Consider the following 21,738-nt stretch of genomic DNA (forward strand, 5'->3'; position numbering starts at 1 on the left):
TATGGATCTGCTCACTGGGCGTCGGTGCGCTTCTCGAGTCGGGTCCCGTCGCGCAGCGTGATCGACATCAGGTCGCTGGGAGCGTCCAGTTCGAGACGGTGCCGGCGGCCGCGGGGGACGATCGCGGCGGTGCCCGCCCCCAACCGCAGCATGTCCTCGGGGTCGCCCGGTGCGAGCGGATGGAGGTAGAGGCGGAAGCCGCCGGACAGGCAGCACACCACCTCATCGGCCTCCGGGTGCATCTCCCAGTGGTCGGCGTGTACGTCCGCGTCGGTCTCCACATGGAACGTACCGACGTGCCAGGTACCGGCGTCGCTGCCGACCGTCCGGCGTCCGGCGACACGCACGTCACCGCCGGGGTGGATGTGCAGCGCCGAGGCGAACAGGTCGACGGGTGAGAGCGGCGTCGTCATGACGAAGTTCCTTCCAGTTCGTTCTCGGCTTCGTTCTCGGTCGGGGCGGTGGATCGACGGCCGGGCGTCGTGGTCCCGCGCCGGGGGAGTACGGCGATCGCCACGACCGCAGCGATCGCGAAGAGGGCGGCGGCGATGGCGAGGCCCAGGGCGTAGCCGTCGTTGAGTGCCGCGGGGGCGGTGGACGCGCCGGTGTGGTGTGCGGCGACGGTGGCCAGGGCGGCCAGGCCGATGCAGCCGCCGAGTTGACGCGAGCTGTTCATCAGGCCGGAGGCCATACCGGCCTCGCGCGGGGCCACACCCGTGGTCGCGGCGGCCACGATCGGGGCGATGACCAGTCCGACGCCGACGCCGGTGACGACGCAGGGGCCGAGTACGTCGGTGAGGAAGCCGCCGTGGGGACTGATGAAGGCGAACCAGGCCAGCCCCGCGGCGGCCAGCAGGGCACCCGGCACCAGCGACGCACGCGGGGTGCGGGCCGCGGTGACCCGGGTCGCGACGACGCTGCCCGCGATCAGGCTCACGGAGAAGGGCAGGAACGCCGCGCCGGTCGCGGCGGCGCCCATGCCCAGCACCTGCTGCATGTACAGGGACACGAAGTAGAACGCCGCGAACTGCCCGGCCGTTGAGAAGAACACCAGCACGTTCGCGCCCGCGACCCAGCGGCTGCGCAGCAGACCGAGCCGCAACAGCGGTGCGGAGACCCGGGATTCGACGAAGACGAAGGCGCCCAGGAGCAGGGCCGCCGCGACGAGCATCGCCGCGGTGGCGGGCGACCCCCACCCCACGGCGTCGGTGCGCACGACACCGAACACCAGCAGCCCGACCCCGCCGGTCGCCAGGACGGCGCCGAGCACATCCAGCCGCTCGCGCCGGACGGGGCGCGTCTCGGCGGGCACGCCCGCGAGCACGAGCGCGAGGGCCACCGCCACGATGGGCAGATTGATCAGCATCACCCAGCGCCATCCCGCGTACTGGGTCAGCAGGCCGCCCGCCAGCACGCCGAGCGCTCCGCCCGCGGCGTTCACCCCGCTCCACACCCCGAGCGCCCGTACGCGCTGCGGGCCCTCGGTGAAGGTGGTGGTGAGCATCGCCAGCGTGGCCGGGGTGGCCGCGGCGGCCCCCACGCCCTGACCGGCGCGGGCGGCGATCAGCTGCCAGGGCGCCTGGGCGAGGCCGCCGGCCAGCGAGCACAGCCCGAACCCGATCAGGCCCAGTACGAACAGCCGGCGCCGGCCGTAGAGATCACATGCGCGGCCGCCCAGCAGCAGGAATCCGCCGAGCGTGAGCGCGTAGACATGCACCACCCATGACAGCCCGAGCGGATCGAAGCCCAGGGCCGTGCGCATCGCGGGCAGCGCGACATTGACCACCGACAGGTCCAGGGCGACGGCGAACTGGGCGACGGCCACGGCCGCCAGCACCACTCCGGGGCGCCCTCGCGAGTTTCTATACATGTAAGAAAAGTAACCCGAGGGTGTCGTCCCTGTCGACGCCTTTTTGGGATGATGAGGTCATGCCGCAGCCCCCCGCACCGCGCAGAACCCTTGGCCGACCTCCCCGTTTCTCCCGTGCGGAGGTGGTCGCGGCGGCCCGCAGAATCGTGGACGCGGAAGGGGTGGACCGGCTGACCATGCGGCGGCTGGCCACCGAGATCGGCAGTACGCCGATGGCGCTCTACCACCACGTACGCAACAAGGACCAGCTGCTCGTCCTGCTGCTCGACGACTACGCCGCCCGGACGCTGCGCCGGCCCGAACTGCCCGACGAGCCGCGCGAGCGGGTCGTCGTCGCCGCTGCCGCGATCCACGAGGCGCTCGCCGACTGCCCGTGGATCGTGGAGGTGCTGACCGCCGACGACCTGATGTCCGCCTCCGCCCTGTGGTTCGTCGAGCAGATCGTCGACGGACTGGTCGCAGGTGGTCTGCCGCCCGAGCGGGCTGTCCACGGCTATCGCGCGATCTGGTACTACACCGCCGGAGAGATCATGATCCGGGCAACGGCGACCCGGCGCCGTACGGGCGACGACAAACCCACCTACCGCGACCAGGTCTTCGCCGCCCTGGACCCGGACGAGCTGCCCCGCCTGTCCCAGGTGGCGCAGCGGTGGGCGCCGCTGACCGCCGAGGACACCTACCTGGACGGGCTGCGGGCCCTGGTGGACGGGCTTCTCGCGGCCCGCTGAGAAGCGCGTCGGTCGGTTTATCGATATCGGTGAATCGATCAGGGAGTCGGTCGAGAAGTCGGTTGAGCCGCGGGCCTGGCGTGAGGAAGGGTCCGTGGGCATGGAGTACTTCTGCTACCACCGTGACCGGGCCGGATCGGCCGCGCTGCGCGACGAACTGCTGGAGGAGCACTGGGCCTACATGGACCGGTACGGAGCGGAGATGATCGCGCGCGGGCCGACCTTCCAGGACGGCGGCGAGGCGCCCACCGGCAGTGTGCACATCGTCGACCTGCCCGGCCCCGACGCGGCCCGCGCGTTCGCCTTCGACGAGCCCAACCACCAGGCCGGTGTGTACCGTGACGTGCTGCTGCGCCGGTGGCGCAACCTGCTGGGGCGCACGATGTGGGACTTCCCCGGCGGCCGAGAGGGCGGCAACCGCTACCTCGTACTCGGCCTCGGCTCGGGTCCGGCCGCCGACCTCGACCTACCGCCCGACCGGGACGAACTCATCGCATACGGACCCCTGTTGTCGGACGACGGAGTCACCTGGCTCGGCACGGCGGTCCTGCTGCGGGCCCCCGACACGGACGCGGCACGTACCGTCCTGACGGCCGACCGCTACGCGGACATCGAGGTCCACGACTGGCAGTTCGGCGGGCGGGCCTCCTGAGTTGCGCGGCGCGACGCGCAAGCCGGTGGACGTCGCGCGGCCGAACGGTCGATGAGCGTCGGGGCGATGAGTAACGGTGTCGGCTTCGGTCTACAGCACAGGGGGACGACAGCGGATGACGGCCACGGCACAGGAGGTCGAAGTGTCCACATGAGTGCTCGACATGTCGGTGTCCCTCGACGGGTACGTCGCCGACCCCGACGACTTTCTCGGCGGCGAGGACGGCGAGCGGCTGCACAAGTGGGCCGCGGCCGACGGGGGTTCCGGTCGGCTGTCCGAGGTGGCGGCCGGCTTCCAGGACGAATGGACGGCCGCAGGTGCGGTGCTCGCGGGACGCCGGACCGCCGAGCTCATGGATCACTGGGGCGGCGATCACGGAGGCCTGCCCATCTTCGTGCCCAGCCACCGTCCGCCCGGCCCGGCCGCCCGCTGGGGCTACCCGCTGGTGACGTACGTGCTCGACGGGATCGAGAGCGCCATGGCGCAGGCAAAGGCCGCCGCCGGGGACAAGGACGTGCAGGTGCGGGGCGCGTACACGGCGCAACGCGCGCTCGAAGCCGGTGTGCTGGACGAGGTGCAGATCCACCAGGTCCCCATGCTGCTCGGTCGCGGCCGGCGGCTGTTCGACGTCCTGACGTCGGAGATCGAGCTGGAGATCGTCCGGGTGATCGACACCCCGGAGGCCACCCACATCCGCTACCGCGTCCGCCGCTGAGCCGTCAGTCGCCCAGCCGCTCGCCGACCACTCAGGTGCCCGTAGCCGTAGCCATACCCGTGCCCATGGGCGCGGTCGCGGCGGCCACCTCGCAAGCCGTGCGGACGAAGGCGGCGACGGCCGGGGAGTGGGACTCCTGGGGCCAGGCCAGGGCGAGTTGGAGTGGGGGGAGGTCGACGACGGGTCGGTGGACGATGCCCGGGCGCGGGTGGCGCCGGACGATCGATGCCGGTGGGAACCAGACGCTGTCGCCCAGCTCGACGAGGTTGAAGATCTGCGCCAGGTCCAGCTGGCGGGGCTGTCTCGCCGGCTGTCCGTCGGGGCCGGGCCCGGTCGCACGGACCGGCGGGAGGTCCTCCCGGTCCGCGGCGCGTCCGTCCGGCAGGAAGCGGCCCTTGAGATCGGCCAGGTGCAGTTGCTCGTGTGCGGTGAGCGGGTCGGTCGCGGCGACGGCGAGCAGGCGGGGCTCGGTCAGCAGCGGTTCCACGTCGAGGCCGCGGTCGTCGAACGGCCGCTGCAGCAGCGCGATGTCCGCGCGGCCGTCGCGCAGCGCCGGTTCCTGCTGCGCGCGTCCGCCGAGGACGAACTGCAGGGGAAGGGCGGCGGGCTCGGCGCGGTACGCGGCCAGGATCTGCGGCAGCAGACCCCCGTCGTAGTCGGCCTTCATCGCCAGGCGCAGCGTGGGCTCGGACCGGCCCGCATGTTGGGCCCGGCGGCCGGCTGCGGTGACCGCGGCGAGTGCCGTACGGGCGTCGCGCAGCAGGACCTCGCCGGCGGCGGTGAGGGCGACCCGACGGGTCGTACGCTCCAGAAGCGTCACGCCCAGTTGCCGCTCGATCTCGCGGATCGCGCGTGACAACGGAGGCTGCGCCATGCCCAGCCGGTTCGCCGCGCGTCCGAAGTGCAGCTCCTCGGCGACGGCGACGAAATACCTGAGCTGTCTGACCTCCAGATCACTCATACCCGCAGGGTATCAGTGGTGATCCGATCGGTCCTTCAGGTCCGCGGGCGCCCGGAGTTGACTGAAGAACGTCATCAGCAAGACGTCATCAGCGAGCACTCCTCCGAGGAGCCACTTTCATGATCGTTGTCACCACTCCGACCGGCCAGATCGGCCGCCGTACCCTCGACCGTCTGCTGGCCGCCGACGCACCGGTTCGGGTGATCGTGCGCGATGCGGCGCGGCTGCCCGCCGACGTGCGCGAGCGGGTCCAGATCGTCGAGGGCTCGCACGGTGATCCCGAGGTGATCGCCAAGGCGTTCACCGGGGCGGACACGTTGTTCTGGCTGATCCCCCCGATGCCGCAGGCGCGGAGCCTCGACGACGCCTACGTCGGCTTCAGCCGCCCGGCGCTCGACGCTCTGAGGCCCCAGGGCGTCGAGCGGGTCGTGTCCGTCTCGGCCCTCGGTCGCGGTACGCCGCTGGCCGAGCACGCCGGACCCGTCACCGCGTCGCTCGCCCTGGACGACCTGCTGGCCGCGACGGGCGTGCACCACCGGGCGCTGGTGATGCCCTCGTTCATGGAAAACCTGTTGCGCCAGACCGAGTTGATCAAGACGCGGGGAATGTTCACCTCGCCCATCTCCGGCAACCGCACGTCGCCCACCTGCGCCATCGACGACATCGCCGCGGTGGCCGCGGACCTGCTGCTCGACGACGGCTGGACCGGCGTGGAGGAGCTTCCCGTGCTGGGGCCGGAGGATCTGTCCTTCGAGGAGATGGCCGAGATCATGTCCGAGGTCCTGGAACGGCCGGTCCGCTTCCAGCAGGTGCCGGGCGCGGACTTCAAGGACCGGATGCTGCAGTTCGGCAACTCCGAGGCAGTGGCGCAGGGAATGCTGGACATGATGACGGCCAAGGACGCCGGGCTCGACGACGGCGTGACCCGCACCGACCGGTCGAACTCGCCGACCACCTTCCGCCAGTGGTGCGAGGACGTACTGAAGCCGGCCGTCCTCGGCGGCTGAGGGGGAGCGCGCCGGTGCCGGAAGTGGTGTGCTGGACGGGTGCCGTAAGGGCTGTGCTGGACAGGTGCCAGAAGTGAGCGTGCGGACCAAGGGAGAGCGACCATGACCACCATCGCCGTCATCGGAGCCGGACCGGGCCTCGGCGCGGCCGTAGCCCGCCGCTTCGGCCGCGAGGGATTCGACGTGGCGCTCGTCTCCCGCAACCACGAACGCACCCGCGCGCTCGCCGAGGAGCTGACCGCCACCGGCGTCACCGCACGCGGCTTCGCCGCCGACGTACGCGACCCGAAGGCCCTCGCGGCCGCCCTCGACAGGGCTCGTACGGAGATCGGTCCCATCGAGGTGCTGCAGTACAGCCCCGTCCCGCAGCGCGACTTCATGCTGCCGGTGCTGGAGACCACGCACATCGACCTCGTCGGACCGATCGAGTTCTCCGTCTACGGGCCGGTCGCGGCCGTCCAGCAGGTGCTGCCCGGCATGCGGGCCCTGGGCCGCGGAACCGTCCTCTTCGTCAACGGCGGCAGCGCGGTCGTCCCGCACGCCGACCGGGCAGGCACCTCCATCGCCTTCGCCGCGGAGAGTGCGTACGGCCATCTGCTGCACAACACCCTCGCCACCGAGGGCATCCATGTCGCGCAGCTGATCATCCCCGGCGCGATCGTCCCCGGGCACCAGAGGAAGGACCCGGCCGTCCTCGCGGACATGCTGTGGGAGATGCACCGCGCCCGGCACGGCTACCGGCACTTCGCGGACGACCTGGATGACTGATGCCTGACGCCGGGCGCTTGCGACCACGTACCCGCACCCCATGAGCCACGGCAGCTGTGATCCCCCTGTGACCCGGAACTATGGCTTCCACCACAGTGGTTGATCGCAACCCCTGATGAGCTGGGCCGATGCGCAGAGCCGTCCCCCTCCTGGTGGTCCTCACCTCGGCACTCGTCCTCGCGGGATGCGGGCGGCAGCCCGGCACGCCCGCGTCCCACGGACGGCCCACCTCGTCGAACGACTCGGCCTTCCAGCCGTTGGCCGCGTACGACCTGCCGGACGAGGACGGCCGTACGATCGAGCGGGCCCGGTGGACGCTCGCGGGCCGGTGCATGGGCCGGCTCGGGTTCGACGGCCTGCAGAACCTCGCCCTCGACCCCCTGCCCACCTGGCCCCAACGCCCGTCCGGCACAGGCGCGTTCAGCATGTTCCTGTACGCCTCGGACGACTTCCGCTACAGCATCCAGGACCCGAAGGAGGCCGAGCGCCACGGCTATCACGGAGCGCAGGCCGACTACGAGCGCCGCCACTCGAAGCGGAAGTGGACCCTGCCCCAATATCTCGCGCTCACCGGTGAGTTCGTCGGGGACGACCCCAAGTCCGTGCACGGACACCGCATTCCGGAGCGCGGCTGTCTCGGCGAGGCGGACCGGGCGATCTACGGGGCCAGCCCCCAGGACCACAGGAACCCGGTGCTGGAGCTGGAGACCAAGAGCCTGCGGCAAGGCATGCGGGACCCGGTGTGGAAGAAGGCGGACAAGGCGTGGTCCGGCTGTATGCGGGCGTCGCGCTACCACTACGCCACCCCCGAGGACGCCGTGACCGGCAGTGACCGTACCGCCCAGGAGCTGAAGGCGCGGCTGAGCGGGCAGCGCCGCGACACGAGCGAGCCGTCCGTTCTGGAGCGCAAGGCCGCCACCGCGGACGCCCGTTGCAAGCAGCGGACCGGCTACATCCGCACCGTGCACGCCATCGACGTACGCATCCAGAAGCGGCTCGTCGCCGAGCACCGGACCGAGCTGGACAAGCAGCTGCGCTGGGAGCGCGACGCCGCCCGCAAGGCGCACGACGTACTGGAGGACCAGTCGTCGTGAGCACGGCTCCCGCCGGGGCGGTGCCCGTTCCGCTCAGACCGGTGTCCGCTCCGGCGCCCGCTCCAGGCGGACGATCACGCCCTTCGACGTAGGGGTGTTGCTGATGTCCGCGACACTGTCGAGCGGCACCAGGACATTGGTCTCCGGGTAGTACGCGGCGGCCGAGCCCGGGGGAGTGGGGTAGCCGACGGCCCGGAAGCCGTCCGCGCGGCGTTCCGAGCCGTCCGACCAGACGCTGACCAGGTCGACGAGGCTGCCGTCCGCGATGTTGAGGTCGGCGAGGTCGGCAGGGTTGACCAGGACGACGCGGCGGCCGCCCTTGATGCCGCGGTAGCGGTCGTCCATCGCGTAGGGGATCGTGTTCCACTGGTCGTGCGAGCGCAGCGTCTGCAGGACGAGATGGCCCTTCGGGGCCCGGAGCATCGTGAAGTCGTTGACGCTGAACACGGCCTTGCCGCTGGGGGTGCGGAACACCCGCTCGTTGACCGGGTTCGGCAGACGGAAGCCGCCGGGCTGCCGTACCCGCTCGTTGAAGTCGTGGAATCCCTCGACGACTTGGGCGATGCGGTCGCGCACGAGGTCGTAGTCGGCCTCGAACTGCGCCCAGGGGATGTCCGGTTCAAAGCCGAGGACCCGGCGGGCGAGGCGGGTGATGATGGAGACCTCGCTCAGCAGGTGCGGTGAGGCGGGCGCGAGCCGGCCGCGCGTGGCGTGCACCTCGCTCATGGAGTCCTCGACCGTCATGAACTGCTCGCCGCCCGCCTGGACGTCCCGGTCGCTGCGGCCGAGCGTCGGCAAAATCAGCGCGGTGCGCCCGCACACCGCGTGGGAGCGGTTGAGCTTGGTCGAAATGTGCGCCGTCAGACGGCAGTTGCGCAGGGCGCGTTCGGTGGCCTCGCTGTCGGGCGTGGCCCGGACGAAGTTGCCCGCGACCCCGACGAAGAGCTTGGCCCGCCCGTCGCGCATGGCCCGGATGGAGTCGACCGAGTCCAGGCCGTGCCGGGCCGGCGGCGTGAAGTGGAACTCGGCCCCGAGCCGGTCCATGAACGCCTGCGGCATCCGCTCCCAGATGCCCATGGTGCGGTCGCCCTGCACGTTGCTGTGCCCGCGGACCGGGCAGACGCCCGCGCCCGGACGGCCGATGTTGCCGCGCAGCAGAAGGAAGTTGACGACCTCTCGGATGGTCGGCACGCCGTGCTTGTGCTGGGTCAGGCCCATCGCCCAGCAGACGATGACGCTGCGGCTGGCCAGCACCCGCTCGTGCACCCGCTCGATCTCGTCCCGGCTCAGGCCGGTGGCCTCCAGCACGGCGTCCCAGGACGTCTCGCGGATGTGCTCGACGAAGGCGTCGTATCCCGTGGTGTGCGCCTCGATGAACTCCCGGTCCAGGACGGTGCCGGGCTCCTTGTCCTCGGCTTCGACCAGCAGCAGGTTCAGCGCCTGAAAGAGGGCGAGGTCGCCGCCGGGCCGTATCTGCAGGAACTGGTCGGCGATGTCGGTGCCGCGGCCGATGACGCCGCGCGCCTTCTGCGGGTGCTTGAAGCGCAGCAACCCGGCCTCGGGCAGCGGGTTGACGGCGACGACGGAGCCGCCGCGCCGCTTGGTCTCCTCCAGCGCGGACAGCATGCGCGGATGGTTGGTGCCGGGGTTCTGGCCTACGACGAAGACCAGATCGGAGTCGTAGAGGTCGTCGAGGCTCACGCTGCCCTTGCCGATGCCCAGGGTCTCGCCCAGGGCCGAACCGCTCGACTCGTGGCACATGTTGGAGCAGTCGGGCAGGTTGTTGGTGCCGAAGGCGCGCGCGAACAGCTGGAGCAGGAAGGCGGGTTCGTTGGCGAGCCGCCCGGAGGTGTAGAACAGCGCCTCGTCGGGGTGGGCCAGGGCGCGCAGTTCGCGCGCCAGCAGATCCAGCGCCTCGTCCCAGCCGATCGGCTCGTAGTGGGTCGCGCCCTCGCGCAACACCATCGGCTCGGTCAACCGGCCCTGCTGGTTGAGCCAGTGGTCCGACTTCCGGCTCAACTCGTCGACGGAGTACTGCCGGAAGAACTCCGCCGTCACCCGCCGCGAGGTGGCCTCGTCGCTGACGTGCTTGGCCCCGTTCTCGCAGTACTCGTTGAGGTGGCGATGCCTTGGGCCGGGGTCGGGCCAGGCGCAGCCGGGACAGTCGAAGCCCTTCGCCTGGTTGACGTTGAGCAGGGTCAGCGCGGTGCGCCTCGGCGAGGTCTGTCCCAGCGCGTACGTCAGCGCATGGGCGACCGCGGGCGCGCCGGTGGCCCACGTCCTGGGGGCCGAGACCGACAGCTCGCCCTCTTCCGCTCCGTCTTCCTCGAAGTCCCGCACCGCACACCACGCCCTCTCCGTCCCCGCCACTTTTCGGCAGCACGTCGGGCCAGGTCAAAGCGGAAGTTCTTATCGCCTGACAGGCAGCGCCGATCACCGCAGCGTGATCGGCACCACCGGCGCCGGACTTCCGGGCAGGGGGGATCATGGCAGGGTGCTGCTGCGCCAACTCGAGTACCTCGTCGCCCTCGCCCGAGCCCGCCACTTCGCGAAGGCGGCGCAGTCCTGCTACGTCTCCCAGCCGGCGCTGTCCGAGGGCATCCGCAAACTGGAGGAGGAGCTGGGCATCCCCCTCGTCCTGCGGGGCCGCAGATTCGACGGCTTCACGCCCGAGGGCGAGCGCGTCGTCCTGTGGGCGCAGCGCATCCTCGCCGACCGCGACGCCATGCAGGACGAGATCCAGGCACTGCAGGCCGGGCTCAGCGGGCGGCTGCGCATCGGGACCGTGCCGACCGCGGCCACGGCGGTCGCCCTGCTGACCCAGCCGTTCTGCGCCGCCAACCCGCTCGCGACGGTCCAGGTGTTCGCGGACCTGCAGTCCGTGGACATCGTGAACCGGCTGCGGACGTACGAACTCGACGCCGCCGTCACCTACCACAGCACCGTCGTGGAACACGGCTTCAAGTTCGTCCCGCTGTACCGCGAGCGCTACGTCCTGCTGATCCAGCGCTCCGACCGCGACGCCGGCCCCGCGGAGATCTCCTGGGAGGAGGCGGCCCGGTACCCGCTGTGTCTGCTGCATCCCGGGATGCAGGGGCGGCAGGTCCTGGAGGCGGCGTTCGAGGCGGTGGGCGCCTCGGTGACCCCGAGGGTCGAGACCGACTCGATCGCCTCACTGTTCGCCCAGGTCAGATCCGGCCAGTGGGCGAGCATCGTGCCGCACGCCTGGCTCCATGTGTTCGGGGTCCCCGCGGGCATGCGCGCCGTACCCCTGGTCCGCCCGGTCCGCACGGAACGCATCGGCCTGGTGCTCCCGGCGCGCGAGCCAATCTCGGTCATCGGGCAGGCACTTCTCGACACCGTCGACCAGGCGGGTATCGCCGCCGCGCTGGAGCGGCTGCCTGTCTAGATTTCGTCGCCCCTGCACACGCTTCACAGAATGCACACACACCTCACGGTTAACTTTAGGTTTCAAGCGCTACTCTCGTGCGCAGATTCGAGCGGCCGAGGAAGCAGAGGAAGCACACGCATCGCGTCGCTCCCCCCCCCACAGGCACAGGAGACGCGTGGTGCACGACGGTGACGTGGTGGTGATCGGCGGCGGCTACGCGGGTGTCCGGCTGGCGCGGCGGCTCGACTCGGCGGCACGCGTGACGCTGCTGGACCGCAAGGACGTCTTCTTCCACCGCATCTCCTCCCTGCGCGCGGGAGTGCGCCCGGAGTGGTCGGTGACCCCCTTCATCCCCTACGACCGGCTGCTGCACAACGGCCGTGTCGTCGTGGGCAAGGCGGTCCGCATCGACACCGAGGAACGGCAGGTCGTGCTGGGGACAGGGGAGCGGCTGCCGTACGACGTGGTGGTGATCGCCAGCGGCGCCGACTACCCCGAGCCGGCCCGCTTCACCGGCACCACCGCCGACGAGGCGGTGAAGGCACTCGCCGGGCACCAGCGCAAGATCGCCGAAGCCGACCACGTCCTCGTTGTGGGCGGAGGCCCCTCCGGCGTCGAACTCAGCGCCGAGATACGCCTGGCCCGGCCGGACGCCCGGGTCACCCTCGCCCACTCCGGATCGGTGCTGCTGCACAACACGGGCGTCGAACGGGCCGGACGCAAGGCGCGGGCCTGGCTGGAGGCGCACGACGTGGAGGTACGGCTCGACTCGTTCATGTCGCCCGGCCACGACTTCGGCACCTACCGCGACGCACACGGCAACGTCATCGAGGCGGATCTGTCCTTCTGGGCGACGGGCACCACACCCAACACGCTCTGGCTGCGCCTCGGCGGACACGGTGCCTGGCTGAACGCGTCCGGGCATGTCAGGGTCGACCGGGCGCTGCGCGTCGACGGGTACCTCGACGTGTTCGCGGTCGGCGACGTGAACGACGCCACCGAACTCAAGATCACCCCGACCGCGCTGGCCCAGGCCGACCTCGCCGCCTGGAACATCCGCGCCCATCTCGGCAGTGCGGGCAAGCACCGCAAGCAGCCCCGTCTGTACCGGCCGATGCACCGCACCCCGCTCATCGTGCCCTTCGGTGCGGCCGACGGACTGACCCTGCTGCCGGTGCCGGGCGGCGAGAGCGCGGTCCTCGGCGGCCGTACGTCCGTACTGGCCAAGGCGAAGACGCTCATGACGCCGTACATGAGGCGCCAGCTGGGGTACACCGCCACCTGATCATGGGGTGCACCGACCCCTGACCTAGGGTGCGGGTATGACCTCGCAGACGTATCTCTCCGCACTGTTCTCGCTGGACGGCCGGGTGGCCGTGGTGACCGGCGGCAGCTCCGGCATCGGCCGGGCCATCGCCGGGGCCCTCGCGCGGGCCGGGGCGAGTGTCGTGGTGGTGGCGCGCCGGAAGGAGGAACTGGCCTCCACGGTCGAGGAGTTGACGGCCGAGGGCTGCCGGGCGGCCGGGGTGAGCGGTGACCTCGGCTCCCGCGACGGCGTGCGCACGGCGGCGGAGAAGGCGGTGGAGGTCTTCGGGGAGCCCGACATCCTCGTCAACAGCGCGGGGATCAACCTGCGTCCCCCGCTGGGGGAGTTGGGCGAGGACGTGTGGGACGCCACGATGGCGGTCAACCTCGAGGCGCCCTTCCTGCTGGGACAGCGGTTCGGTCCCGGCATGGCCGAGCGGCGCTTCGGTCGGATCATCCACGTCACCTCCCAGCAGGCGCACCGGGCGTTCGTGCAGAGCGGGGCCTACGGCGTGTCCAAGGGGGCGCTGGAGTCCCTGGCCCGCTCACAGGCGGAGGCGTGGTCGCCGCACGGCGTCACCTGCAACACGCTGGTCCCGGGTTTCGTGATGACACCCCTCAACACCCGCCTGTCGTCGGACCCCGAGAAGGTGGCGGAGCTGGCCGCCCGCACGATGATCGGACGCAACGGCCTGGCCGAGGACTTCGCGGGGGCGGCCGTCTTCCTGGCGAGCCACGCCTCCGGCTACATCACGGGGCAGTCCCTCTTCGTCGACGGCGGGTTGTCCGTGCACTAGTTCAGCCCCGCAGCCCGCTCAGGAAGTCGACGAGCGCGGAGTTGACCTCGTCGGGGCGTTCCTGCTGCGTCCAGTGGCCGCAGCCCGCGAGTTCGAGCGGCTCGCGGCGCAGGCTCGGCATCAGGCGGGGGAGGGCGGCGATGAGGTCGGGTGTGAAGGCGGGCACCGGGTCGCGGTCGCCGTAGACGTAGAGCGCGGGTGTGTTCACGACGGCGCCGTGCCAGGGGGCGGTCAGCTCCCAGTTGCGGTCGAGATTGCGGTACCAGTTGAGCGCTCCGGTGAAGCCCCCGGAGAAATCCTCGGTGAGCGCGTCGAGGTCGGCCTCGGTGAACCACGGGGGCAGCACCTCGGGGTCCGGCGCGCTCTCCAGCCAGCCCCGGCCGTGCTCGACCAGCATCTGCTCGACGCCGACCGCGCCCGGAGCGTCGCCCGAGGCCATGAAGAAGAACTTCCGCAGGGTGGTGCGGGTGTCCCGGGCGAACTCGGCGTCGGCGACACCGGGCCGGTTGAAGTAGTTCCAGTAGAAGCGGCCGTCGAACCTGCGGTCCATGACGGCCAGCGGCGGCTCCGCGCTGCGGAAGGGCGGTGGCACGCTCAGACCCGCGACCCCGAGCACGAGGTCCGGCCGCAGCAGCGCGGTGTGCCAGGCCACCGGAGCGCCCCAGTCGTGCCCGACCACGTACGCCTGCTCCTCGCCCAGCGCGCGGATCAGCCCGACGACGTCGCCGACGAGATGGAGGATGGAGTACGCGCTCACCTCGGCCGGCCGGTCGCTGCGCCCGTACCCCCGCTGGTCCGGGGCGACCACACGGAAACCGGCGTCCGCCAGCGGACCGAACTGGTGTCGCCAGGAGCGCCACGACTCCGGAAAGCCGTGCAGCAGCACGACCAGCGGCCCTTCGCCGTGCTCGGCGATGTGCAGCCGGATCCCGTTCACGTCGATCGTGCGATGCGCAGGCATGGGCCGGAGCATACGTTATAGTCAACAATGCGAATAGGTGACTAGTGGAACAGCTGGGTGCGTGACGGGGCGGAAGGCGGTCGATCCGTGGCAGGCGGTGGGTATCTGCGCTACGTCGCCCTGGGCGACAGCCAGACCGAAGGGGTCGGAGACGGCGACGAGGTGCGGGGTCTGCGGGGGTGGGCGGACCGGCTCGCCGAGCTGATCGCCCGCGACAACCCGGATCTGCGGTACGCCAATCTGGCGGTGCGCGGCCTCCTGGCGGGGCAGGTGCGGGCCCGGCAGCTGGCGCCCGCGCTGGCGTTGCGGCCCGATCTCGCGACGGTCGTCGCAGGGGTCAACGACGTGCTGCGGCCCCGGTTCGACGCGGACGAGGTGGCCGGTCATCTGGAGGCGATGTTCGCCGCGCTCACCGCACAGGGCGCCCGCGTCGCCACGCTGACCTTCCCCGACATCGGCCGGATCGCCCCGCCGGCCCGGCCGCTCGCCCCGCGCGTCCTCGCCCTCAACGCCCGTATCCGGGAGGCGGCCGGACGGCACGGCGTCGCGGTGGTCGACTCGGCGCCGTACCCGGTGGTGACCGATCCGAGGATCTGGAGCGCCGACCGGCTGCATGCCGCCCCGCGCGGACACGCCCTCATCGCCGCCGCGGTCGCCCACGCCCTCGACCTGCCGGGCAGCGACGACAGCTGGACCCACCCCCTGCCCCCCGACCCGGCGGCCCGCACGGGCCTGCGCGCCGTCGGTGCCGAACTGCGCTGGGTCGGCACCTTCCTGGGGCCCTGGCTCGTGCGGCGCGTGCGTGGCCGCTCGTCCGGCGACGGACGGCAGGCCAAACGCCCCGAGCTGCTGCCGGTTAGTCACCCCATTGATTAATCAACTCGCCGATAAACTGGGCCAATGGCTCTGCGCAACGCGGTGATGGCCGCGCTCCTGGAGGGCGAGGCGTCCGGGTACGACCTCGCGAAGGGCTTCGAGGCCTCGGTCGCCAACTTCTGGATGGCCACACCCCAGCAGCTCTACCGGGAGCTGGAGCGGATGGAGAAGGAAGGGCTGGTCTCCGCCCGGGTCGTCCAGCAGGAGCGGCGGCCCAACAAGCGCCTCTTCTCGCTCACCGACGCCGGTCTCGAGGTGCTGCGCGACTACGTCGGCAGGGCGCCGGCCAAACCTCCGGCCATCCGGGACGAGTTGATGGTCAAGGTGCAGTGCGTCGACATCGGGGACGCGGAGGAGTTCGAGGCCGTACGGGCCGCGGTCGCCGAGCGGCAGGAGCGGTCCACCGCCAAGCTGGCCCGCTACCACCGGATGAAGGAGCGCATGCTCGACGGCCGCAGCGAGGAGGAGTACCTCGCCACCGCCGAGCGCATCGGGCCCTACCTCACCCTCCAGGGCGGGATCGCCTTCGAGCGCGGCAACCTCCAGTGGTGCGAGGCGGTCCTCGCACGGCTCGATCAGCGCGCCTCGGTGCGCGGCGGAAAGGCGGACGGCTGAGCCGACTGTGTCAGGAGTCACCGGCGCGGGGTTGGCGCTGGAAACCGATCGGTTTACGATGGTGGAAACCGATCGGTTTTCCGCGTGGGAAGGAACAGCCATGACCGCGATCAAAGACGCAGTGGTGCTCGTCACCGGCGGCAGCCGGGGCATCGGCAAGGCTCTGGTGGAGGAGCTCTACGCCCGAGGGGCGGGCAAGGTGTACGCCACCGCACGCGACCCCCGCACGGTGACGCACCCCGACGCCGTACCGCTGGCCCTGGAGGTCACCGACCCGGAGTCGGTGGCGGCCGCCGCCGCGGCCGCTCAGGACGTCACGGTGCTCATCAACAACGCCGGGGCCTCGGTCGGCGGAACCTTCCTGGACACCCCGGTGGACGACGTGCGCCGCGAGTTCGAGATCAACTTCTACGGCCCGCTGCTGATGACCCGTGCCCTCGCCCCGGTCATCGAGCGCAACGGCGGCGGCCACATCCTCAACGTCCACTCGGTGCTCTCCTGGCTCGGCATCGCCGGCTCCTACAGCGCCTCCAAGGCGGCCCTGTGGCAGCAGACCAACTCCCTGCGCCTGGAGCTGCAGCCGCGCGGGATCGCGGTCACCGGACTGCACGTCGGCTATGTGGACACCGATCTGACCACCCGTATCGACGCGCCCAAGTCCGAGCCCGGCACCGTCGCCGCGCTCGCCCTCGACGGCATCGAGTCGGGAGCGTACGAAGTGCTCGCCGACGACGTCTCGCGGGAGGTCAAGGCCGGACTGGCCGCCGATCCGGCGGCGCTGTACCCGCAGTTGACGCAGTAGACCTGTTGTCCGGCCGGTGCGCCGAACCCGGCTACGGCACGCCGGCCACCGTACGCGGACGGGGGTGACGGACCACCGCCCACACCGTCTTGCCGTTCCGCCCCCGGCTGCGTACCCCCCAGGTCTGCGCCAGCTGGTCGACGAGGTGCAGGCCCCTGCCCTCCTCGTCCTCCGGTGTCGGCTCCGCGCGCAGCACGGGCTCCGTGGCACTCGCCTCGGACACCGCGATGAAACAGGAGCCGTCGGCCCGCGCCGTCACCGCCAGCTCGAACTCGCGCTCAAGGATGGGTCCGTGCCGTATGACGTTGGCCGCCAGCTCCGAGGCCAGCAGGACGACTCTCTCCGTGACCTCGTCCCCCCTGCTGTGCCCCCAGGCTGTCAGATGCTGCCGTACCCGGTACCGCGCCAAACCGACCGAGGCCGGATGCCGGGGAAGCCGGAGCGTCTCACGTCTCAGCACACGCATCCCTCCCGAATGCCACTGAAAAGACTCGACACTGCTAGAAGCGCCCAGTGACCGAACAATGTCACTCCGCACACGATGCGTGGCTGAAACTGGCCATATCCGACCCGTGCCGTCTCACGCGACCTCCGTTCCGCGACGGGGGGTCATCCTGCCCACGCCAGACCGAACGAACCGCTGGATCAGCTCCGCGCTTCTGCCGCCGCCCTGCGAGGGACGGTCCGGCAGGACGCGCATTCCGGCCACCGCGCCGGTTTACCGATTGCACCCCGGGTTACGCGGGCACCACGCGCAATCTCGCCCGTCGAGGATTGGGGAGGTGCCATGACCCGGAAGGTACGCGACGTGATGTCGCCGGGTGCGGCCGCCGTGGAGCCCATGACCACCGTGGCGCGGGCGGCCGGAGTGATGCGGGAGCAGGACGTCGGCGATGTGCTGGTCGCCTACGACTGCGACCTTTTCGGTGTGCTCACCGACCGCGACATCGTGGTCCGGGCGCTCGCCGAGGGCCTCGACCCCGCCGAGACGACCGTTGGATCCGTGTGCACGCCCCCGCCGGTGGCGACCCTCGCACCGGACGACACGACCGACCTCGCCATGGAACTGATGCGCCGTCACGCCGTACGCAGGCTCCCGGTCGTCGAACGCGGCGGCTGCCCCGTCGGCATGGTCAGCCTCGGCGACCTCGCCGCCGTCGAGGACACGCACGCCGCCCTGGAGGAGATCGGCAGGGCGGCACCGAACCGCTGAGCCGGGGCGGGCGGACGGAGAAGCGGAAGGGAGTGGGGAAGGGAGTGAGGCAGAAAGTGGCGAGCGCGATGCGGTTCCACGACCGTGAGCAGGCCGGACGGGAGCTGGCCGGACGGCTGCGGTTCGAGCAGGAGAAGGGCATGCTGACCGATCCCGTGGTCCTCGCCCTGCCGCGCGGCGGTGTCACCGTGGCCCAGGAGGTGGCCGCGGCGCTCGGCGCCCCGCTCGACGTGCTGGTCGTACGGAAGATCGGAGTCCCGTACGAGGAGGAACTGGGCGTCGGCGCGATCGTCGGCGACGACGAACCCCTTTTCGACGAGCGTGCCCTGGAGCACCTGGGCCTCGGCGAACCGGAGCTCGCCCCCGTGGTCGAGCGCGAACGCGCGGAGCTGCACCGCCGCGAGCGCCTCTACCGTCAGGGCCACCCCGCGCCCGACCTCAGGGACCGCACCGTGATCGTCGTGGACGACGGGCTCGCGACCGGGTCCACCGCCCGCGCAGCCCTGCGCTTCGTACGGCGCAGAAAGCCCGCCCGCGTCGTGCTGGCCGTGCCGGTCGGCTCACCGGAGGCGACGCACCGGCTGCGGGCCGAGGCCGACGAGGTGCTCTGCCTGCAACAGCCGCCCGCCTTCCTGGCCGTGGGCAACTGCTACGAGGAGTTCGAGCAGCTGACGGACGACGACGTACTGCGGGCACTGGACACGACGACCGAGCACTGAATCCACGGGTTGCCCGCGTCCGGGCAGCGCAGAAGGCCGGCTCGACGGTACGCGCACCGTCGAGCCGGCCTTTCGCGGAAGCGGCGGAAGGGCAAGTCCAACCCCCTCCGGCAACGTCAGTCCGTGCCGGACTCCATCGCCGCGCGGTCCAGCAGCACGTCCTCCTCGGAGACCTCGCCACGGGAGGCGATGGCCTCGGCGCCGCCCTCCGGCAGCTCCGGCATCGTGCCGATCAGCCCGGTCGCGGCCGCCTGCGAGGCGCCGATCGTGGGGCTGCCGGTGCCGATCAGGCCGATCCCGGCGTACTGCTCCAGCTTGGCGCGGGAGTCGGCGATGTCGAGGTTGCGCATGGTGAGCTGGCCGATGCGGTCCACCGGGCCGAACGCGGAGTCCTCGGTGCGCTCCATCGACAGCTTGTCCGGGTGGTAGCTGAACGCCGGGCCCGTGGTGTCGAGGATCGAGTAGTCCTCGCCGCGCCGCAGCCGCAGCGTCACCTCGCCGGTGACGGCCGCGCCGACCCAGCGCTGCAGCGACTCACGGATCATCAGCGCCTGCGGGTCCAGCCAGCGGCCCTCGTACATCAGACGGCCCAGGCGCCGGCCCTCGCTGTGGTACTGGGCGAGGGTGTCCTCGTTGTGGATCGCGTTGACCAGGCGCTCGTACGCGGCGTGCAGCAGGGCCATGCCCGGCGCCTCGTAGATGCCGCGGCTCTTGGCCTCGATGATGCGGTTCTCGATCTGGTCGGACATGCCGAGGCCGTGGCGGCCGCCGATGGCGTTGGCCTCCATCACCAGGTCGACGGCGGAGGCGAACTCCTTGCCGTTGATCGTCACCGGGCGGCCCTGGTCGAAGCCGATCGTCACGTCCTCGGCGGCGATCTCGACCTCGGGGTCCCAGAACCGTACGCCCATGATCGGCTCAACGGTCTCGACGCCGGTGTCCAGGTGCTCCAGGGTCTTGGCCTCGTGCGTGGCGCCCCAGATGTTGGCGTCGGTGGAGTACGCCTTCTCCGTGCTGTCGCGGTAGGGCAGGCCGTGCGCGACCAGCCACTCCGACATCTCCTTGCGGCCGCCGAGCTCGGTCACGAAGTCCGCGTCCAGCCAGGGCTTGTAGATCCGCAGGTGGGGGTTGGCGAGCAGGCCGTAGCGGTAGAACCGCTCGATGTCGTTGCCCTTGAACGTCGAACCGTCGCCCCAGATCTGGACGTTGTCCTCCAGCATCGCCCGCACCAGCAGCGTGCCGGTGACGGCGCGGCCGAGCGGCGTGGTGTTGAAGTACGCCCGCCCGCCGGAGCGGATGTGGAACGCGCCGCAGGTGAGCGCGGCCAGGCCCTCCTCGACCAGTGCCGCACGGCAGTCGACGAGACGCGCGATCTCGGCGCCGTAGGTCTTCGCACGGCCGGGCACCGAGGCGATGTCGGGCTCGTCGTACTGACCGATGTCGGCGGTGTAGGTGCACGGGACGGCGCCCTTGTCGCGCATCCACGCGACCGCGACGGACGTGTCGAGGCCGCCCGAGAAGGCGATGCCGACGCGCTCGCCGGCGGGAAGGGAGGTGAGGACCTTGGACATAGGAAGAGTATGCATCATCTCGCATGGTCATGCAAAGCCCATGGTGCGAGGCCGCCCCTGAGACGGGTTCCCGCAGGTTCCCGCCCCTGGGGCGCCCCCGCTCAGGCACCATGATCGTGTGACATACGCGGTGACTGTGGACGTGGAGCTCCCCGAGGGCGCCACGGAACTCGACGTTCTTCAGCGGGAAGGCGTGATCTTCCTGCTGCGCAAGGGCCTTGATTCGATCGCGGCCATCGAGGGCCCCGACGGGATGGAGGTCGACCTGGTGGACGACATCATCGCCGTCCATCCCAAGGGGGCCCTGCTCAAGCTCTACGTCGACGCCCCGGCCCTGGAGTTCGCCGAGGACGCCGCGCGCGAGGTCGTCGCGGAGGTGCTGGAGCGGACCGAGCCACTCGCCGACTGGGAGATCACCCGCTGCGGAGTGGATCTGGCCCCCGAGCTGCTGCAGGAGAGCCTCGACGCGGCCGACGGCCCCGACGCCCCGCCGGCGGACCCCGCGGAACGCGCCCGCCGGCACGCCGAGGCCCGGCCGACGGGCGAGCCCGTCCGCCGCCGCGACGACGCCGAGGTCGACGACATGCGGCGCAGGCTCCGCTCCCTCGCGCCGACCCTGCAGGCCTTTCCGCCGGCGTCCTTCGGCTACGCGGACGACGAGGAGAAGCGGCTCGTCAGTCGTGAGGCGGCGGAGATCGCTGCGGGCGCCGTCGTCCACGCCGTCGATCTCCTGGTCGACGAGCTGTTCACGGATCTGGCCGGTCTGGAGGAGGAGGGGCCCACCGTCGCGGACACCGACGCGCCGTTCATGATCCTCGACGAACTGCCGCCGCAGTTCGCCCAGCAGTACACGGTCCTGTTCGCGCGCCGGCTGACCGTCACGGCCGTCACCATGACCGGCCGCCTCATGCGGCCGCACTTCGGCCGCCTCAGCTGTGTCGCCGAGGAACTCCTGCTGAAGTTCCTGGTCGGCCAGGCCGAGGCGACGGCCGACCTCTACGACCTGCTCAGCGAGGAGGTCGAGACGGCCCTGCAGGTCTTCGCCGACCGGCTGGGGGAGGACATGGACCACGACTGGTTGTACGTCCCGGCCGCGGACGGCGAGGCCGAGGGCACCGTCCAGGACTGGTTCATCCCCTTCGGCGACGAACGGTCCGTGCATCCGTACGCCGCCAACGACGACAGCGACGGCGACGACGAGGAGGTCTGACCCGTTGGACGACGACCGGAACGCGGACGGACCGGGCGCGGATGAGCCGAGCGCGGACGGGCAGGGCTCGAGCGGACCGGGATCGGTCGGGCCGGGATCGGTCGGGCCGGGCGCGGACCGGCAGGGCTCGGGCGGGCCGGGCTCGGTCGGGCCGGGCTCGGACGGGCAGGGCTCAGATGGGCAGGGCTCAGACAGGCCGGGATCGAACGGGTCAGGATCGAACGGGTCAGGATCGGACGGGTCAGGATCGGACGGGCAGGCCGCGGACGGACAGGGATCGGACGGGCCGGGCGCGGACCGGCAGGGCGCGGACCGGCAGGGCTCGGGCGGGCCGGGCTCGGGCGGGCCGGGATCGGCCGCCGCCCGGATCACCGGCCGTACGGTGCGTGGCGCGCGCCCGCTCTCCGGCGCGGTCGCCGAAGTCCGCCTGGACGACGGCCGGTCGGTGATGGTCAAGCGCGCCGAGGATCCGGGGTCGGCGCG

At 71.4% G+C, this 21,738-nt stretch carries 23 protein-coding genes; 15 read left to right on the top strand and 8 right to left on the bottom strand.

The window, feature by feature from the left end; translation table 11 throughout:
* Positions 1–11: 11 nt before the first annotated feature.
* A complete protein-coding gene (locus JYK17_RS03910; protein WP_108012390.1) occupies positions 12–413 on the bottom strand; it encodes a cupin domain-containing protein in 402 nt (133 codons plus the stop codon).
* Positions 410–1,870 (bottom strand): MFS transporter, encoded by a 1,461-nt coding sequence (locus tag JYK17_RS03915; RefSeq protein ID WP_181362463.1) that lies wholly within the window; start codon positions 1,868–1,870, stop codon positions 410–412. Before JYK17_RS03915 ends, JYK17_RS03910 begins: the two co-directional genes overlap by 4 nt.
* Positions 1,871–1,929: 59 nt before the next feature.
* On the opposite strand from JYK17_RS03915, the gene JYK17_RS03920 reads away from it, so the two are divergent.
* The 3 genes from JYK17_RS03920 to JYK17_RS03930 all read left to right on the top strand — a co-directional run bounded on the left by JYK17_RS03920 (position 1,930) and on the right by JYK17_RS03930 (position 3,965).
* On the top strand, positions 1,930–2,598 hold the full coding sequence (locus JYK17_RS03920; RefSeq protein ID WP_108012392.1) for a TetR/AcrR family transcriptional regulator: 669 nt from the start codon (positions 1,930–1,932) through the stop codon (positions 2,596–2,598).
* Positions 2,599–2,698: 100 nt separating this feature from the next.
* Entirely contained in the window at positions 2,699–3,250 is a 552-nt protein-coding gene (locus tag JYK17_RS03925; RefSeq protein WP_108012393.1) for a YciI family protein, read from the top strand.
* A gap of 163 nt (positions 3,251–3,413) precedes the next feature.
* The gene (locus tag JYK17_RS03930) at positions 3,414–3,965 is read left to right on the top strand and encodes a dihydrofolate reductase family protein (RefSeq protein ID WP_108012394.1); all 552 of its coding nucleotides are present in this window, start codon (positions 3,414–3,416) and stop codon (positions 3,963–3,965) included.
* A gap of 31 nt (positions 3,966–3,996) precedes the next feature.
* Here the strand turns inward: JYK17_RS03930 and JYK17_RS03935 are convergent, their stop codons facing one another.
* A complete protein-coding gene (locus tag JYK17_RS03935) occupies positions 3,997–4,926 on the bottom strand; it encodes a LysR family transcriptional regulator (protein ID WP_108012395.1) in 930 nt (309 codons plus the stop codon).
* Positions 4,927–5,045: 119 nt separating this feature from the next.
* On the opposite strand from JYK17_RS03935, the gene JYK17_RS03940 reads away from it, so the two are divergent.
* From JYK17_RS03940 to JYK17_RS03950, 3 genes are all read left to right on the top strand, one after another.
* On the top strand, positions 5,046–5,933 hold the full coding sequence (locus JYK17_RS03940) for an NmrA family NAD(P)-binding protein (protein ID WP_108012396.1): 888 nt from the start codon (positions 5,046–5,048) through the stop codon (positions 5,931–5,933).
* A 102-nt stretch (positions 5,934–6,035) separates the two neighbouring features.
* The gene (locus JYK17_RS03945) at positions 6,036–6,701 is read left to right on the top strand and encodes an SDR family NAD(P)-dependent oxidoreductase (RefSeq protein ID WP_108012397.1); all 666 of its coding nucleotides are present in this window, start codon (positions 6,036–6,038) and stop codon (positions 6,699–6,701) included.
* Positions 6,702–6,829: 128 nt separating this feature from the next.
* Positions 6,830–7,795, top strand: a complete 966-nt coding sequence (locus tag JYK17_RS03950; RefSeq protein ID WP_222809761.1) for a hypothetical protein — start codon at positions 6,830–6,832, stop codon at positions 7,793–7,795.
* A 33-nt stretch (positions 7,796–7,828) separates the two neighbouring features.
* Here the strand turns inward: JYK17_RS03950 and JYK17_RS03955 are convergent, their stop codons facing one another.
* On the bottom strand, positions 7,829–10,135 hold the full coding sequence (locus tag JYK17_RS03955; RefSeq protein ID WP_108012399.1) for an FdhF/YdeP family oxidoreductase: 2,307 nt from the start codon (positions 10,133–10,135) through the stop codon (positions 7,829–7,831).
* 154 nt (positions 10,136–10,289) lie between these two features.
* On the opposite strand from JYK17_RS03955, the gene JYK17_RS03960 reads away from it, so the two are divergent.
* The 3 genes from JYK17_RS03960 (at position 10,290) to JYK17_RS03970 (ending at position 13,288) form a co-directional block, all read left to right on the top strand.
* On the top strand, positions 10,290–11,204 hold the full coding sequence (locus JYK17_RS03960) for a LysR family transcriptional regulator (RefSeq protein WP_108012400.1): 915 nt from the start codon (positions 10,290–10,292) through the stop codon (positions 11,202–11,204).
* Between the two features lie 160 nt (positions 11,205–11,364).
* Positions 11,365–12,471 carry an NAD(P)/FAD-dependent oxidoreductase gene (locus tag JYK17_RS03965; protein WP_108012516.1) on the top strand — a complete coding sequence of 369 codons (1,107 nt, stop codon included), beginning with the start codon at positions 11,365–11,367 and terminating at the stop codon, positions 12,469–12,471.
* Between the two features lie 37 nt (positions 12,472–12,508).
* Complete coding sequence (locus tag JYK17_RS03970; protein WP_108012401.1) at positions 12,509–13,288, top strand: SDR family NAD(P)-dependent oxidoreductase; 780 nt, start codon at positions 12,509–12,511, stop codon at positions 13,286–13,288.
* Between the two features lies 1 nt (position 13,289).
* Here JYK17_RS03970 and JYK17_RS03975 read toward each other — a convergent pair whose 3' ends face one another.
* Complete coding sequence (locus tag JYK17_RS03975; protein WP_108012517.1) at positions 13,290–14,249, bottom strand: alpha/beta fold hydrolase; 960 nt, start codon at positions 14,247–14,249, stop codon at positions 13,290–13,292.
* A gap of 87 nt (positions 14,250–14,336) precedes the next feature.
* On the opposite strand from JYK17_RS03975, the gene JYK17_RS03980 reads away from it, so the two are divergent.
* The 3 genes from JYK17_RS03980 (at position 14,337) to JYK17_RS03990 (ending at position 16,542) form a co-directional block, all read left to right on the top strand.
* Entirely contained in the window at positions 14,337–15,125 is a 789-nt protein-coding gene (locus JYK17_RS03980; protein ID WP_222809762.1) for an SGNH/GDSL hydrolase family protein, read from the top strand.
* A 24-nt stretch (positions 15,126–15,149) separates the two neighbouring features.
* The gene (locus JYK17_RS03985) at positions 15,150–15,740 is read left to right on the top strand and encodes a PadR family transcriptional regulator (RefSeq protein WP_108012403.1); all 591 of its coding nucleotides are present in this window, start codon (positions 15,150–15,152) and stop codon (positions 15,738–15,740) included.
* A gap of 100 nt (positions 15,741–15,840) precedes the next feature.
* The gene (locus JYK17_RS03990; RefSeq protein WP_108012404.1) at positions 15,841–16,542 is read left to right on the top strand and encodes an SDR family oxidoreductase; all 702 of its coding nucleotides are present in this window, start codon (positions 15,841–15,843) and stop codon (positions 16,540–16,542) included.
* Positions 16,543–16,573: 31 nt separating this feature from the next.
* On the opposite strand, the gene JYK17_RS03995 is transcribed toward JYK17_RS03990, so the two are convergent.
* On the bottom strand, positions 16,574–17,002 hold the full coding sequence (locus tag JYK17_RS03995; RefSeq protein WP_108012518.1) for an ATP-binding protein: 429 nt from the start codon (positions 17,000–17,002) through the stop codon (positions 16,574–16,576).
* Positions 17,003–17,329: 327 nt separating this feature from the next.
* Here JYK17_RS03995 and JYK17_RS04000 point away from each other — a divergent pair, with 327 nt between their 5' ends.
* Together JYK17_RS04000 and JYK17_RS04005 are read left to right on the top strand one after the other, a co-directional pair.
* Complete coding sequence (locus JYK17_RS04000; RefSeq protein WP_108012405.1) at positions 17,330–17,755, top strand: CBS domain-containing protein; 426 nt, start codon at positions 17,330–17,332, stop codon at positions 17,753–17,755.
* A 68-nt stretch (positions 17,756–17,823) separates the two neighbouring features.
* The gene (locus JYK17_RS04005; RefSeq protein ID WP_128804362.1) at positions 17,824–18,474 is read left to right on the top strand and encodes a phosphoribosyltransferase; all 651 of its coding nucleotides are present in this window, start codon (positions 17,824–17,826) and stop codon (positions 18,472–18,474) included.
* 116 nt (positions 18,475–18,590) lie between these two features.
* Here the strand turns inward: JYK17_RS04005 and argG are convergent, their stop codons facing one another.
* Positions 18,591–20,045, bottom strand: coding sequence for an argininosuccinate synthase (gene argG / locus JYK17_RS04010; RefSeq protein WP_128801147.1), 1,455 nt, complete (start codon positions 20,043–20,045; stop codon positions 18,591–18,593).
* Positions 20,046–20,163: 118 nt separating this feature from the next.
* Between argG and JYK17_RS04015 the strand changes: the two genes are divergently transcribed.
* Positions 20,164–21,255, top strand: a complete 1,092-nt coding sequence (locus tag JYK17_RS04015) for a hypothetical protein (RefSeq protein ID WP_128801146.1) — start codon at positions 20,164–20,166, stop codon at positions 21,253–21,255.
* A gap of 241 nt (positions 21,256–21,496) precedes the next feature.
* On the opposite strand, the gene JYK17_RS04020 is transcribed toward JYK17_RS04015, so the two are convergent.
* Positions 21,497–21,738 (bottom strand): hypothetical protein (locus tag JYK17_RS04020; RefSeq protein ID WP_222809763.1); only part of this gene is annotated, 242 nt, incomplete at its 5' end.

This window comes from Streptomyces plumbidurans (assembly GCF_019857225.1).
GTDB classification, from domain to species: Bacteria; Actinomycetota; Actinomycetes; order Streptomycetales; family Streptomycetaceae; genus Streptomyces; species Streptomyces plumbidurans.

Excerpts from the sequence above, each read along its gene's own strand:
- JYK17_RS03975 (WP_108012517.1), bottom strand. The coding sequence starts at position 14,249 with ATGCCTGCGCATCGCACGATCGACGTGAACGGGATCCGGCTGCACATC.
- JYK17_RS03985 (WP_108012403.1), top strand. The coding sequence starts at position 15,150 with ATGGCTCTGCGCAACGCGGTGATGGCCGCGCTCCTGGAGGGCGAGGCG.
- JYK17_RS03945 (WP_108012397.1), top strand. The coding sequence starts at position 6,036 with ATGACCACCATCGCCGTCATCGGAGCCGGACCGGGCCTCGGCGCGGCC.
- JYK17_RS03940 (WP_108012396.1), top strand. The coding sequence starts at position 5,046 with ATGATCGTTGTCACCACTCCGACCGGCCAGATCGGCCGCCGTACCCTC.
- JYK17_RS03935 (WP_108012395.1), bottom strand. The coding sequence starts at position 4,926 with ATGAGTGATCTGGAGGTCAGACAGCTCAGGTATTTCGTCGCCGTCGCC.
- JYK17_RS03950 (WP_222809761.1), top strand. The coding sequence starts at position 6,830 with ATGCGCAGAGCCGTCCCCCTCCTGGTGGTCCTCACCTCGGCACTCGTC.
- JYK17_RS03915 (WP_181362463.1), bottom strand. The coding sequence starts at position 1,870 with ATGTATAGAAACTCGCGAGGGCGCCCCGGAGTGGTGCTGGCGGCCGTG.
- JYK17_RS03910 (WP_108012390.1), bottom strand. The coding sequence starts at position 413 with ATGACGACGCCGCTCTCACCCGTCGACCTGTTCGCCTCGGCGCTGCAC.
- JYK17_RS03970 (WP_108012401.1), top strand. The coding sequence starts at position 12,509 with ATGACCTCGCAGACGTATCTCTCCGCACTGTTCTCGCTGGACGGCCGG.
- argG (WP_128801147.1), bottom strand. The coding sequence starts at position 20,045 with ATGTCCAAGGTCCTCACCTCCCTTCCCGCCGGCGAGCGCGTCGGCATC.
- JYK17_RS04005 (WP_128804362.1), top strand. The coding sequence starts at position 17,824 with ATGCGGTTCCACGACCGTGAGCAGGCCGGACGGGAGCTGGCCGGACGG.
- JYK17_RS03925 (WP_108012393.1), top strand. The coding sequence starts at position 2,699 with ATGGAGTACTTCTGCTACCACCGTGACCGGGCCGGATCGGCCGCGCTG.
- JYK17_RS03930 (WP_108012394.1), top strand. The coding sequence starts at position 3,414 with ATGTCGGTGTCCCTCGACGGGTACGTCGCCGACCCCGACGACTTTCTC.
- JYK17_RS03990 (WP_108012404.1), top strand. The coding sequence starts at position 15,841 with ATGACCGCGATCAAAGACGCAGTGGTGCTCGTCACCGGCGGCAGCCGG.
- JYK17_RS03920 (WP_108012392.1), top strand. The coding sequence starts at position 1,930 with ATGCCGCAGCCCCCCGCACCGCGCAGAACCCTTGGCCGACCTCCCCGT.
- JYK17_RS04000 (WP_108012405.1), top strand. The coding sequence starts at position 17,330 with ATGACCCGGAAGGTACGCGACGTGATGTCGCCGGGTGCGGCCGCCGTG.